The sequence below is a fragment of the Pseudofrankia coriaricola genome (genome assembly GCF_001854805.1).
In the GTDB taxonomy this organism is placed as follows: Bacteria; Actinomycetota; Actinomycetes; order Frankiales; family Frankiaceae; genus Pseudofrankia.
In genome coordinates this window covers 1-12,968 of sequence record NZ_MBLO01000117.1, presented here as the reverse complement: position 1 = coordinate 12,968, position 12,968 = coordinate 1, and the positions used below count along the sequence as shown (strand labels likewise).

Here is a 12,968-nt window from a genome sequence, read left to right as displayed (position 1 = left end):
GCCGCAGTGGTAGTTGTGCGACGGGAACCGGCTGGCCGGGGTGTGGTAGCTGACCGTCATCCGATGTCCGCACCGTCCGCAGCGCAGCAGGCCCGCCAGCAGTGCCGATCCCGACCTGGGCGCCCCCGGCGAGGCGGCGATCTGCCGGTTGGCCTCGAGGCGGGCCAGGTTCGCCTCGTATCATTCGGCGGTGATGTAGGCCGGCATCCGACCCGGCAGAAGCACATGCCAGTTATCCATCGCTCGCACCACCCGCCCAGTGCTGGGCCGGCCAGCCTGCTTGCGCCGTGCATCCACACGGCGCCTGCCGTAGGCGTAGTACCCGGCGTAGAGCGGGTTGTGCAGCATGACCTGCAGGGTCTCCCGATTGGGACGCCGCCAGGTCAGCTCACCCTTGTCCACCCCACCGTGCGAACGCACCGGCATCTGCACCTGGTGCTCGACCAGCCAGCGCAGCACACCGTTCAGCGTCCCGAGCCGGTCGAACAGGTCGAAGACCAGCCGGACCACGGTCCGGGCCTGCTCGTCCGGGTCGAACACCACCTGCCCGCCACGGTCGCGCCAGTAGCCGATCGGCAGCGCCCACGCCAGCTCGCCGCGTTCGGCCTTGGCCAGCTTCCCGCCCACATCCGCTGCCGGATCAGCCACAGCTCGGCCTCGGACATCGTGCCCTTCAACCCCAGCAACAGACGATCGTTGTAGACGCCCGGGTCATAGACCCCGTCCAGGTCAGCCAGCAACGTCCCCGCAAGCTGGTTCGACAACCACTGGATCACGGACGCGACCCCGGTCCCGTGCGGGATGTCGCGGCCCACCGTGCAGCGCTCCGAGATGGCGGGCTGGGCCAGCTACGGCTACTGCGCGTCGCACTCCCGGTTCTACTGGGGGCTCAAGCTCTACCTGGTCTGCACCCCAACCGGCATGCCGGTGCTGTGGGCCCTGGCCAACCCGAAGATCGGCGAACGGGAGGTGCTCGCCGCGATGCTTGAACACGACACCGACCTGATCGCCGGACGAGGCCGGATCCTGCTGATCGCCGACAAGGGGTTCGCCTCGAAGGACCTCGAGGCCGCGCTCGCCGAGCAGCGCATCGWCCTGCTCCGGCCGCACCGCAAGGAGGAGACGGAGCGCCACGGCGAGCCGATGCTCAAGAAGGTCCGCCAGCTCATCGAGTCGGTCAACGACACCCTCAAGGGCCAGCTCGACCTGGAACAACACGGCGGGCGGACCTTCGAGGGCGTCGCGATCCGCGTCGCCCAACGCCTGCTGGCGATGGCCACGGCGATCTGGCACAACAACAAGACCGCCGCACCCGTCACCCGCTCCCTGATCGCCTACGACCACTGACCCGAGATAGGACTTACTCGTCTAGCCCGAAGTTACGGATCGCCAAAGATCAATATCGTCTTTACCTGGAACTTTGGTGTGCGTTGGGCGAGCGGTAGACAGTAAGACGATCAGCTCGCGCCTCGCGGTCTCCCATCGCGGTCCGTGACGGCCTGCGGTTCACGAGGACCACCGCGAACACGGCCAATGCCGGCGTATGCTGCGGAAACGCTGACCACGCGACTACCTTCAGGCGATAGATCGACTACCTTCAGTAACGGTAGCCAGTAGAGCGAATACGGTCCGCCGCAAGTGTGCTGGTCAGGGCGCTGGACTTCATCAAGATCACGCAACTTCGGTCTAGCACGGCGTCGGACTGGCCGAGCCGTTCCACGACATGGTCACGCAGGTCCTCGCGCACGGCGTCGGCGTCCCAGACCGCCCGGCCCAGGAGCCGTTGCATCCCGTCCGGCGTCGCCTCGTCGGCGTGCTCCGCCAGCGTCCAACAGTTCGTCCTCGCCAGCCCCGCCACCAGCCCAAGCAGGAACGACCCGACTCGGCGACGGGTCTCCACTCGGCGAACCGGCCGCCGACCCGGCCGAGCAGGACTCGAGCTCACCCTGCAAACGATCACTGTCTATGCTGGGGCCCGCGGCCACCGGTAGACCTTTCTGAGTCCTCACAAACCAGCGACGATCACTCGGTGGCCGCCTCGCGTTCGGGACCGACGCATGGCCAGGCCGACCCGGCCACCCACCAGCAGCCCACCGAACCCAATTGATCACAAAACGACGGCTGCCGTGCTAGGCGGGAACGACGTGTGGCTCACCGACCCGAGGTCACGACACCCACGGACGGTCAGACGAGCCAAATTTGCCGGTTGACGCAGACTCGGAACGGTCGCAATACTAGAGCGTCATTCCAATATTTTACGTCCTCGGCCGGGGGCGGTGCTCGACCCCAGTCCGCCAGTCAATCGACCTCTCACGGAAGAAGGTGCAGGGTGCAGACGCTTCAGGGCCTTCGTGTTCTCGATCTCGCCACTGGTCTTGCCGGGCGTTTGGCCAGCGGGTTGTTGGCCGAGTTCGGGGCCGAGGTGGTGCGGATTGAGTCCAAAGACGGCGTCGAGGTCTCGCCTCAATTCGTGTTTGCCGACCACCGAAAATTAGTACGTTGCGTGCCCGCGGACGAGCGGCCCCGCGTGGCGGAGGAGGCTCTCGCCGGAATCGACATCTGCTTCGTGGACGAGCCGAACGGCGTCCCCGCCGGGGCGCACGACGGGATGATCGTGACCCTCACACCGCCCTATACCGGAGACCTGACGCCTTGGGCGGGCGGCGGGGAATCGGCCGAGCTGCTCCATGCGTACGGCGGTTTCGCCGCCTTCCAGGCATCGTATTCGGGCCGTCCCATCGACCTCATCTACCCCTACGTCACCATCGTGCACGCCTTGTGGGCCGCGACGTGCACCGTCGCTGCCCTGATTGAACGTGAATCGTCCGGACACGGCCAAAGCGTCGAGGTGAGCGGGGTCCACGCCGCGAACATCTTCATGCGCTTTCTCTACGCGCGCGAAGTCGGCATCGCCGAACCCTCGCGGGCCGTCGGCCCGGGCGGCCTCAATCCGCTCTACACGCGGTACCGCGCCGCCGACGGCCGGTGGGTCTTCGTTGGCGCGCTCGGTCCGAAGTTCATCCGGGCCGCGCTGGCGGCGACCGGGTCGCTGCATCTGCTGGATGACCCGCGTATCGGTGGCCGGCTGGAGGCGCTGTGGAGTGCGAACAACCGCGAGTGGGTGATCAACCATCTCACCGAGTACTTCGCCGCGAAGCCAGCGGCCGACTGCGTCGACGTCCTCGAAGCGGCCGACGTCCCCGCGACGATTCTCGAAACTCGCGAGAGCTGGTTTTCCGGCACCCAGCTCGGCCGCCATCGGGATGGTTCGCGATATCGATCATCCCGAAGTGGGTCGGGTGCGCATGCCCGGCATCCCTATCGCCTCGCATGGAACACACCTGAGCACCCCGGGCGCGGTGACCCCGCCCGTCGGCCGCGGCCCGCTGGACGGGCTTAGAATCGCCTCGCTTGGCACCTTCGTCGCCGGCCCCTTCGCCGCCGCGCTGCTGGCCGAGCTCGGGGCAGACGTGATCAAGGTGGAGCCGCCGGACGGCGATCCGTGGCGGATGAACGGCTTCGTGTACAACCGCGGTACCCGGAGCCTAGCGATCGATCTGAGCGCCGCCGCGGGGCGAGCGACGTTCGATGATGTCCTCCGCGGCACCGACGTCGTCATGAACAACTTCCGGCTCGGCGTGATGGATCGGCTCGGACTCGGCGCCAAACGCCTGGCCAGCCTCAATCCGTCGCTCATCAGTGTCGACGTCACCGCCTACGGTGCGGCCGGCCCGGCGGCCGAGAAACCGGGTTACGACACGGTGCTGCAGGCGGCGGCAGGAATCATGACGGCGCAGGGCGGCCGCGACGAGCCGGTCGTGGTGTCCCTTCCGGTAAACGACCACACCACCGCGGTCGTCGGGCGCGCTAGCCGTGGTCCTCGGCCTGCTTGATCGGTGCCGGTTCGGCGTCGTGCACCAGCTGTCAACCTCGCTTGCCGCCACCTCGGCCTTCGTGCAACTGACCGACCTGACCACCTACCGCGGCCGACCACCGCTCAGTCTCGGCGGCGAGGACTTTCCCGGCCCGTCAGCCGCAAACCGCTTCTATCCAACGACCGACGGATACGTGCGAGTGCAAGTACCCGGCGACGTTGACCTCGACGCGGTTGCCACATTCACCACCCGCTCGACCGTGGCGGCGCTGGAATGGTGCGCGGCCAACGGCGTGCCCGCCGTCCCGGCCCGCACGCCTAACGAGGTTTGCGCAGACGAGTACCTCCACGATCACGGCCTGATGCGGCACCGCGTCACCAGATCAGGTGTTGCCTATACCCAGCCGGACCAGCTCGCTAGATTCTCGCGAACGCCCCCGCTGCCCAATCCCGACGCCCCGGGCCTCGGCCAGCACACCGAGGCTCTCCTAGGCCAGATCGGCTACTCCCCCGAACAGATCCGAGCGCTTGCCTCCGACGGCGTCGTCGTTATCGGTGGGCCGCTCGATCTTCAATTCAGCCCGCTCTACCGCTAAGGCCCCGTCAACAAACTAATGACCTGTCGTGGCGGTCGAAAAGGCTGGGCAAGAACGACACCCATGTAACTTTGTTGACAGTTTTCTGTTGTTTCTTTGGGTTGTGGTCGATATTAGGTGTGTAGTTTTTGTCGTATACGAGAGTTTGTCGTGACCGAGGCAGCCATGGCTTCGATGTTCGAAGAGTTCTTTTCGATTGCCGACGAGCGGCAGCGACGGCTTTTGGGCGCCGCGTGTGCGGGCATGCTGGGTCATGGGGCAATGCCGGTCAGTTTGGGCGGTGGTGTCGTGGTCAACGTTGACACGCCAACGGATGATCATCTGTAGCTCAAGTCTTCGACGTCGATGTTGGCCGATCTAAACGCCGGCCTGGACGAGGCAGCGCCGGGTGCTGGCGGGCACGGCGATACGATCTCGCCGTGGCGCGCCTTTCCGAAACCCTCGAACTGCCGGCGGTCGCGGACGAACGCCTGACCGACCGAATCTCCCTCGGGGTACTCGCACGCGTTGTCCCCCGCGACATCGTGGACGAGGTCCTCGTCGAGACGAAAAAGACCGAGAAACGGACCCGGCTGCTGCCCGCGCGGGTCGTCGTATACTTCACGATGGCGATGTGCCTGTTCTTCGACGACGACTACGAAGAAGTCATGCGCAAGGTCGTCGGAGCCCTGAAATGGCTGGGCTCCCGGAAGGCGACTGGAAGGTCCCGACCACCGGGGCGATCTCGCAGGCCCGGGTACGGCTCGGCCCCGATCCCCTCAGGGAACTGTTCGAACAGGTCGCCGTTCCGATGGCCGGGCTCGGCACGAAAGGGGTCGGGCTGCGTTCCCGCCGAATCATGGCGGTCGACGGCTTCTACCTCGATCTCGAGGACACCCCCGAGAACGCCGAGAGGTTCGGTCGGTCCACCACCGGGCCGAAGCCGTCGGCCCAGCCCCAGGCCCAGGTCGTCGCGCTTGCGGAATGCGGAACCCACGCGATCGTCGCGGCCACCCTCGGCCCCTGCAACGGCGACGAAAGGAAACTTGCCGCCCCCTGCTTGACGCCTGCGAACCCGGAATGCTGCTGACCGCCGACCGCGGCTTCTACAGCCACGACCTGTGGCAACAGGCCCTCGAAACCGGCGCGGACCTGGTCTGGTGCGTCAAAGTCCAACCTCACGCTCCCGGTCATCCGGCCGCTGCCAGACGGGTCCTACCTCTCCGTTCTCATCGACCCCACCATTGGCGCAAAGAAACGCGCCCAGCTGATTTCCGACGCCCGCGCCGGCCGCGACGTTCCCGACAGCTCGGCAATACCGGTCCGCGTCATCGAGTACACTGTGCCGTAAACATTCACGTGGCTTGATCGTCTTACTTGCTGTGACGTGGGTGGGCATGACTGTGGGCCGTGTCGGCAGGGCCGGCGCGGCGGATGTGGGCGTGGGGGCCCGGCCAGGTCAGGTCGGGACGGCGGCCGGGGGCGTCCAGGGCCTGCCGCGGAAGGCGTCGACCATGGCTTTCAGTTCGCTCTCGCCGTGTTTGCGGACGCTGACAAGATAGCTGTAGACGGCGAGCCGGTCGCGGGTGGCGTACTCGGACGTCAGACGACCGGAGATGTTCTCCTGCGTCCGCCAGGGCCTCAGGTCCCTCTCACTGATGTTGTTCGTGGGCCAGACCCGCAGGTCACCGACGAAGCGAAGCACGTCGGGCTCGCGGTCGCGCAGGCATTCGAGCAGGTTGCGGGCGGGCGGCTGCCTGCCCATCGCCGCCCGCGGGACCTTCGCCAGGCCGACCTTGACGGCGTCGCGGAACTCGGTGACCAGCGCCACGACGGTCGTGAACGGGATCGCCGTCAGGCCGGCGTCGCGGGCCCGGTGCCAGGCGTGGATCAGGCCACGTAGCGCGCGCTGGGCCTGGGCGGGCCACACCTCGCCCGGGTAGGACTCCCGGACGTCTTCTAGATCACGAAGTAGGTGGGCCGCGCAGAGCTGGTGCCCGCTGATCGTCACGAACACGACGCAGTCGTAGTTGCGGTACCGGTCGTGGACCACGACGGTCCCGTCCGCGCAGGCCGACAGGATCCCGAAGTCGGTGAAGCTGCCCAGGTCACGGCCCCCGAGCCAGAACGCGGCGAACCGCTCCGTGGACGCCGAGAGGATGTAACACTTCTGGCCGGCGGGGCCGGCGGCGATCGTGGTCTCGTCACAGCCGATCACACCCGCCCCGGCGATCCGGTCCCGGATCACGGCGACCGTGCTGGCGACCGCCTTCGCGCCGGTCGCCAGCAGGCTGTGCGCTCAGCCCGTCGAGAGCACCCGCCCGGTCAGCTCCCGCAGTAGCTCCGCCGCCCGCTCGACCGGCAGGTGCTGGCGCACCAGCAGGTAGAGCCCCCAGCCCCGCAGCACCGGCCCGTAGGACACCGCCGCCTGTGACACCTGCTCGGGCTGGCCGGCGACGTGGACCTTCCCGCAAACACACCGGGCCCGGCACAGGTCGTGCTGGGTGACCCGCACCGCCGCCGGCATCAGATCGGTGACCTGATGTGAGCGGGCCACCCCAGCGCCGCGTCCGCGAGGTCCCGCCCGCACCCACATGCCCCGACCGGCCGGTGCTCGACCCGCTCGTCGGGGTCCTCCGACCAGGCCAGCGTGCGCCCGTCCTCACTCTGCTGCTTGCCGCGTTTCTTCTTCCCACCACTGGCGGCGCGCCGCGCCGCCCGGTTCGGCGCCGCCCGCCCCGGCAACACCCCGTCCGAGGACGGGGGCAACGACGAGTTCCCCGAGTTCCGCGAGCTCGCCCGCTTCAACCGGTCGACCTCGGCCACCAACTCCTCGATCCGCCGGCCCTGCTCAGCCAGCCGCCGGTCGCGCTCGGCGAGCCCGGCACGCAACTCCTCAACCAGCCCCGCCTGCGCCGCGACCAGCCCCAACAACTCCTCGCGCGACATCTCCTCCGGCGGCACCCACCCAGATCACCACACCACCACCCGCCCGCCGCGCGCGACACCCAGCCCCACCGAACAACATCCACACCCGGCTCGCCCGCCAGCTACTCACAGCAAGATCAAGAAGCCACGTGAATGCTTACCCGCTCAGCCTGCGCCTGTTGGGCGACCGCCTGTTCCGGTCGGCGACCGCCGGGAGCTTCTTGTCGACCGCCGCCTTCCTTGGCCTGCTCTACCTTGTCGCGCTGGTCTTCCAGGACGGCCTCGGGCTCAGCGGCCTGAACAGCGGCCTGTCGACGTTCCCCGAAGCGATCGGCGTGATGGGCGGTGCGCAGCTCACCGCGCATGTGCTGTACCCGCGGTTCGGGCCGCGCCGGCTGATGGCCGGCGGCCTCGCCACCCTCGCCACAGTGATGATCCTCATGACCCGCATCGACGGCCGGTCGGACCTGTGGACGATGCGCGTCCTGCTGTTCCTGGTGGGCTTCGCGATTGCCCACAGCTTTGTTCCCGCGCAGACGGCGGCTCTCGCCCGCGTGTCGTCGGCCGGCCTCGGCCGCCCTCGACGATCTTCAACGCGCTGCGACAGCTCGGTGGCGCAGTCGGCGTCGCGGTGCTGACCAGCGCCGGCGGCCGGCATGCGCCCCGCAGTGATGTGCACGCCTACCACGTGGCGTTCCTCGTGGCGGCCGGCCTCGCCCTCGCGGCTGCCGTGATCGCGCTGACTGTCCACGACAGTGGTGCCGCCGCCACGATCAGGCGGTCTCGGCGCGAGCGGGTGCCGGTGGCCGAGCCGTCCACCGCGTAGGGCGAAGCTCGCGTGGCCCGGCGCCAGTGCACCGGGCTGCCCTCGCGGCGGTACCGCCCCGCGGACCGGCCGCCGCCGGCATCGCGGTCGATCTCGGTGCGCCCGAAGGACGCGGTGAACGGGATCTCGGCGACTTCGGCGTCGCTGACCCACTGCTCGAGTTGGTCAGCGAAGATCGCCGGGCGATCCGCTGGGAGTCCGCCCTCAATGCCTTCGCGATCAACTTCGCTGGCCGTATCGCCCCAGCAGCACCAACTAACGGATCATGGACGGTTGCACCGTTGGTCGGACACCGCGTCGTGGTTCACCGGCTGCGGGTTACCCAAACACCCTGGTAAGCCAGCGAGGATTCTGCGCCGATGACTCGATTCTTGTCTTGACAATCGAATCTGTTGCCACTAGTGTCGCGGAGGTCACTCGGGAGTGGCCCGGGGATCTCACACGGAGCTGGTTATGCGTTGGAGCAAGGCTGTCGTCGGGGTTGTTGCGGCTGCAATAGTCGCCCCGGTTTTCGCGGCGTGTAGCAGCGGTAGTAGCCCCGGGTCAAGTGGGGGCGGGGCTACTTCGGGCACGCAATCAACGGAAGCTGTTCTCTCGGAGGCCAAGAAGGGACTCGCTCTGGCGTACGCGGGAACGGATCGAGCTTTACCCAGCTCTGGGCCAAAGCCGCAGCCTGGAAAGAACGTTTGGGTGATCGCCTGCGCCATGGCAGGGGAGGGTTGCGCGGCCCCGTCCAAAGCAGTCGCGGAGGCGGGCGGGCGCATCGGTTGGGAGGTCAAGATCTTTGACGGCCAGGGCGACCCAACGGTACAGAACAATGGGATCCGATCCGCGATCGCCAACGATGCGGACGCGATAGTCCTCGTTGCCGTCGACTGCCAAGCCGTCCGGGGGGCGCTTGAGCAGGCTAAGCAGGCGCAAATCCCTATCTACGGTACCTTCTCGATGGACTGCAACGAGGCGGGGCAGACCGGACCTAAGCTGTTCGATGCATGGGCGGCGTCTGATCCAGAACGTTCGCAATACAGCGAGTACATCGCAAACGTCCGGTATCCCGTCACCGTCGACTGGATCGTCGATCAGGTAGGCCCGGAGGCGCACGTTCTCATCTCCGACTACTCAGACACCCTCTTCGGTAAAACCCTTACGGCCGCAATGCAGAACGCCCTCGCGGAGGGATGCCCTCAGTGCACGGCCACCAAGTTCTCGTTCAACACTGCCGACTCTCTGAACGGCAACCTACGCGGCAAGACCGCTGCCGCGTTGACCAAGGATCCGTCAATCGACGTCGTGACCGTCGTGACCGACTTCCAGGTATCCGTGGGGATTGGCCCGGGTGTAACCCAAGCGGGCAGGCCCGTCCTCATCGCGGGCTATGAGGGCCTTTCGGCGAACATCAAGGAGATCAGTAGCGGCGGGCCGCAGAGTCTGGCCACCGGTTTCCCGACCCGGTGGGTCGGCTGGCAGACAATTGATGAATTGAACCGAATCTTCAACAATTCGCCCCTGGTTGACGAGGGAATGGGGTTGCAGGCCATCGATGCCACCCACAACCTCCCGGCCGTCACGACGTTCTACGACGGCAACGTAGATGCCAAGGGCCTTCCGCGCCAGGACTACGAGGCCAACTTCCTCAGGATCTGGGGTGTGAACTAGCCCATGCCTCGGCCAACTGATTTGCTCGACCGAACACTGGTCGCTGTCGAGGGCATTTCGAAGACCTACAGTCGGACACGGGTGCTCTCGGACGTCAGTCTCGGCGTGGAACGCGGGAAAGTTCACGCCTTGGTCGGTGGGAACGGCTCCGGGAAGTCGACCCTTATCAAGCTGCTCGCCGGGGTGGTGCCCGCCGACCCCGGCGGGCACATCGTGACCGCAGCTGGCCGGGTCGGTGCCGAACATTGGTCCGCGCACGCGGCGCGACGGGCGCACCTGCGGTTCGTGCATCAGGATCTAGGGCTATTCGACGACTTGACGGTGACCGACAACCTGTGCATCGGGCCTGGCTACGGCGCGAGGTTCGCCGGCCGGGTGCATTGGCCGCAGGCGCACGAACGGACGCGGCGTGCACTCCACCGGTTGGGTGTCGAGGTGGATCCCCGTGCAAGGGTCGGCGGACTGAGCATCGCTGAGCACACCATGGTCGCGGTCACCCGTGCCCTACAGGATGTCGACTCGGACACGTCGGCGTGCATCGTTCTCGATGAACCGACCGCGGCACTGGCTGGCCGCGACAGTGCTCGCCTGCTTGCTATGCTCCGAACGCTCACTGCCGCCGATCATGCCGTCATTCTCGTGACCCACCACATCGATGACATCCTGGATGTGGCCGATCGGGTAACGGTCCTTCGAGACGGCCGAATCGTGTACGGCGGTCCGCGGATGGATCTTGACAGGCCGACGCTGGTCCGGCATATCGCCGGCGCGGCGGTCGCGGCCGGATGGCCGGGTCCGGAGCGGGAGGGTCCGGGTGATTCCGCAGGTGTCCTGTTGGACCTCTCCTGGGCCCGGGCAAGGCACACCGTGCCTGATTCGCTCGTCGTTCGCCGCGGTGAGGTAGTCGGCTTGGCGGGGCTTCCCGGCTCGGGCTACGAGGAGATCTCGCCGGCGCTGTTTGGCCTCCTGCCACTGGCCGGAACCGCGCTGCTCGACGGCAAGGAATACCGTCCCCGTCGCCCTGCCCAGGCCATGCGAGAGGGTGTGGCGTTCATTCCCGCGGACCGGCTCCGTGACGGTGTCTTCGGGGATCTCCCGATCCTGAACAATGCTACGGCGGCATCGACGCGCGCATCAGGTGTGTGGAGGATCCATCATCGGCGGGAGCGTCGAGCGGCGCGGGGGCACCTGCATTCCTACCGGGTACGACCGTTGGACCTTCAACTCCCGATCCGCGCGTTGTCGGGTGGGAACCAGCAGAAGGTACTGCTGGCTCGATGGGAGGCCCGCAAGCCGCGGCTGCTGCTCCTCGAGGACCCGACCCGTGGGGTAGACGTTGGTGCGCGGGAAGAGATCTGGGAGCTTCTGCGCACGCGGGTTCGCTGTGACGACCTGGCGATCCTCACTACCAGCTCCGACTACGACGAACTCGCGCGGCGCTGCGACCGCGTCGTCGTGATGGGCAACGGTCGCATAGTCCGGGAACTGGCAGGCCCTGACGTCAGCGCTTCGACCATTACGAGGGCCGTTTACGACGCCACCGAAGTCTTGGAGCCGGCACGATGACCGATATCACCAAACGGATCGAGGTAGCCGAGGTGAAGGAGTCCGCGGCGCCTTCACTGCCGGCCGAACCGGCCGTTGACGCTGACAGTCGCCGGTTCGGCGCAATGCCGTGGGCCTCCGCCGCCGAGCGTCTTGTGCTGCCCGGGCTGTTGGTGGCGCTGATAGTGGTCTTCAGCGTCCTCCCGCAAACTGGCGGATCGTTCCTCACCGGCGCGAATCTGCGCACGCTGTTGGCCAACCAAGTGGTGATCGGGATAGCGGCACTTGCCGTGATCCCCTCGATATCGGCGGGCCAGTACGACCTCTCGATTGGGGCCAATATTGGCGCTTCCGCGATGGCTGCGGCCGGCGCGGTTCGGGCTGGCTGGCCTACCCCGGCCGTACTAGCGGTGGCACTGCTGACGGGGCTTGTTATCGGAACGGTGAACGGCGGTCTCGTCGCATATCTCCGGATCAACTCCCTCATCGCCACGATCGGGACGTCGACCGTCATCGGGGCGTTCGTCGCCTGGTACAGCGATTCGGCGACCATCGCCGTCCCGTTCAGTCGTTCGGTCACTAATGCGGTCTTGGGATCCTGGCTTGGCGTGCCAAAAGTCGTGTGGTATCTCGCCGCGGTGGCGGCCGTTGTCTACTTTCTGATGGACCACACGCCGATGGGTAGATACTTTCAGAGCCTCGGCAGTAACTGGAGAGCAGCGCATCTGGTCGGTCTCGACGTCAATCGGCTCAGCCTCCTGGCGCTTGCCATCACCGGGTTGGGTGGCGGGTTGGCCGGCCTGCTGATCGCCGCACAAAATGGCAGTGTGACTCCCCAGACCGGTCCGGGCTACATGCTCGTCGCGTTGTCGTCGGTCTTCCTCGGCTCGACGTGCATCCAGCCGGGCCGTTTCAACCCCCTCGGCACGGTCATCGCGGTATACTTTGGGGCCGTCGTCGTGAACGGCCTAACGCTTGCCGGTGCCCAATCCTGGGTGGAGCCGCTGTTCAACGGGCTAGCGCTTCTGATCGCGGTCGCCGTCTCGATCGCTATTCGTGGCCGCCGTAGCGCGTGATCGAGGTATGCATATGAAGTTCGCGAACATCTCGGGCCGCGCGCGCATCATCCAGAATAGGCGTGCGCTCGATGGCGAACGCGCGAGCGTTGGGTATATGGCCTGACGCCGCCGCTGACACCGCCGCGGCCGCAGCGGCCGGCGTCATTCCACACACAGCATGATCGTTGCCCCCATGGACACGCCAGGTATTGAGAGCCGGGTAGCCCGGGGGGATCTCGCCCCCGGGCCCCCACAGAATCGCAGCGTGACGTAGGGTAGGCCGCCGACGAGGTGCCAGTTGACCTGGTCATTTTCCGACGGCCCCCCTCCGAGTCGGGTAGGCCGCCGGCGAGGTGCCCTGGTTGGGTCCTTTTCCGTCGGCCCCCGCCGAACCCGCCGGGCGGCGTTAACCCTGACTTCCCTCACGTTGATTCTTCTCGCAAGATCGTAAGGCTGTGACCTGCGGCTTCGCCGGCGCCAGCGACGAAAATTGTGCACTAATCGGA

The 12,968-nt window shown here is 66.8% G+C and carries 14 protein-coding genes and 3 pseudogenes; 11 read left to right on the top strand and 6 right to left on the bottom strand.

Translation table 11 applies throughout. The annotated features are described in order from the left end of the window. Positions 1–87, bottom strand: an 87-nt coding sequence (locus BCD48_RS53770; RefSeq protein ID WP_241841813.1) for a recombinase zinc beta ribbon domain-containing protein, incomplete at its 3' end; no start/stop codon positions are given. A 93-nt stretch (positions 88–180) separates the two neighbouring features. Beyond that, a complete protein-coding gene (locus BCD48_RS53765; RefSeq protein WP_241841811.1) occupies positions 181–648 on the bottom strand; it encodes a recombinase family protein in 468 nt (155 codons plus the stop codon). Positions 649–747: 99 nt separating this feature from the next. Between BCD48_RS53765 and BCD48_RS17625 the strand changes: the two are divergent. Continuing rightward, positions 748–1,347: pseudogene (locus BCD48_RS17625) on the top strand (IS982 family transposase); the annotation flags it as partial. 340 nt (positions 1,348–1,687) lie between these two features. Here the strand turns inward: BCD48_RS17625 and BCD48_RS53760 are convergent. After that, positions 1,688–1,932 (bottom strand): annotated as a pseudogene (locus tag BCD48_RS53760) (transposase); the annotation flags it as partial. Positions 1,933–2,329: 397 nt separating this feature from the next. Here BCD48_RS53760 and BCD48_RS17615 point away from each other — a divergent pair. The 5 genes and pseudogenes from BCD48_RS17615 to BCD48_RS17600 form a co-directional block, all read left to right on the top strand. Next, a complete protein-coding gene (locus BCD48_RS17615) occupies positions 2,330–3,400 on the top strand; it encodes a CoA transferase (RefSeq protein ID WP_198543287.1) in 1,071 nt (356 codons plus the stop codon). Beyond that, the gene (locus BCD48_RS17610) at positions 3,306–3,893 is read left to right on the top strand and encodes a CoA transferase (protein ID WP_274536543.1); all 588 of its coding nucleotides are present in this window, start codon (positions 3,306–3,308) and stop codon (positions 3,891–3,893) included. The genes BCD48_RS17615 and BCD48_RS17610 overlap by 95 nt, the downstream gene beginning before the upstream one ends. Further along, positions 3,874–4,470: a CoA transferase gene (locus tag BCD48_RS17605; protein WP_071049495.1), complete on the top strand. Its 597-nt coding sequence runs from the start codon at positions 3,874–3,876 to the stop codon at positions 4,468–4,470. The genes BCD48_RS17610 and BCD48_RS17605 overlap by 20 nt, the downstream gene beginning before the upstream one ends. Before the next feature lie 150 nt (positions 4,471–4,620). Next, positions 4,621–4,797 (top strand): hypothetical protein, encoded by a 177-nt coding sequence (locus tag BCD48_RS51340; protein WP_157910517.1) that lies wholly within the window; start codon positions 4,621–4,623, stop codon positions 4,795–4,797. A gap of 92 nt (positions 4,798–4,889) precedes the next feature. Then, positions 4,890–5,797: pseudogene (locus tag BCD48_RS17600) on the top strand (IS4 family transposase); the annotation flags it as partial. Positions 5,798–5,908: 111 nt separating this feature from the next. Here the strand turns inward: BCD48_RS17600 and BCD48_RS17595 are convergent. Genes BCD48_RS17595 through BCD48_RS53755 form a run of 3 tightly spaced genes read right to left on the bottom strand, consistent with a single transcriptional unit; the run spans position 5,909 to position 7,413 of the window. Further along, entirely contained in the window at positions 5,909–6,736 is an 828-nt protein-coding gene (locus BCD48_RS17595) for an IS66 family transposase (protein ID WP_274536542.1), read from the bottom strand. Positions 6,737–6,748: 12 nt separating this feature from the next. Further along, positions 6,749–6,976 (bottom strand): hypothetical protein, encoded by a 228-nt coding sequence (locus BCD48_RS17590; RefSeq protein WP_071049493.1) that lies wholly within the window; start codon positions 6,974–6,976, stop codon positions 6,749–6,751. After that, positions 6,976–7,413, bottom strand: coding sequence for a DUF6444 domain-containing protein (locus BCD48_RS53755; protein ID WP_241841810.1), 438 nt, complete (start codon positions 7,411–7,413; stop codon positions 6,976–6,978). Before BCD48_RS53755 ends, BCD48_RS17590 begins: the two co-directional genes overlap by 1 nt. Positions 7,414–7,421: 8 nt before the next feature. Between BCD48_RS53755 and BCD48_RS53750 the strand changes: the two genes are divergently transcribed. From BCD48_RS53750 to BCD48_RS17560, 5 genes are all read left to right on the top strand, one after another. After that, the gene (locus BCD48_RS53750; protein WP_274536541.1) at positions 7,422–8,015 is read left to right on the top strand and encodes an MFS transporter; all 594 of its coding nucleotides are present in this window, start codon (positions 7,422–7,424) and stop codon (positions 8,013–8,015) included. Then, a complete protein-coding gene (locus tag BCD48_RS17575; protein ID WP_071049490.1) occupies positions 8,009–8,203 on the top strand; it encodes a hypothetical protein in 195 nt (64 codons plus the stop codon). The genes BCD48_RS53750 and BCD48_RS17575 overlap by 7 nt, the downstream gene beginning before the upstream one ends. A gap of 690 nt (positions 8,204–8,893) precedes the next feature. Further along, positions 8,894–9,859: a substrate-binding domain-containing protein gene (locus tag BCD48_RS17570; RefSeq protein WP_071049489.1), complete on the top strand. Its 966-nt coding sequence runs from the start codon at positions 8,894–8,896 to the stop codon at positions 9,857–9,859. 3 nt (positions 9,860–9,862) lie between these two features. Beyond that, the gene (locus BCD48_RS17565; protein ID WP_071049488.1) at positions 9,863–11,425 is read left to right on the top strand and encodes a sugar ABC transporter ATP-binding protein; all 1,563 of its coding nucleotides are present in this window, start codon (positions 9,863–9,865) and stop codon (positions 11,423–11,425) included. Further along, a complete protein-coding gene (locus BCD48_RS17560; RefSeq protein ID WP_071049487.1) occupies positions 11,422–12,480 on the top strand; it encodes an ABC transporter permease in 1,059 nt (352 codons plus the stop codon). Before BCD48_RS17565 ends, BCD48_RS17560 begins: the two co-directional genes overlap by 4 nt. The last annotated feature ends 488 nt before the right edge of the window (positions 12,481–12,968 follow it).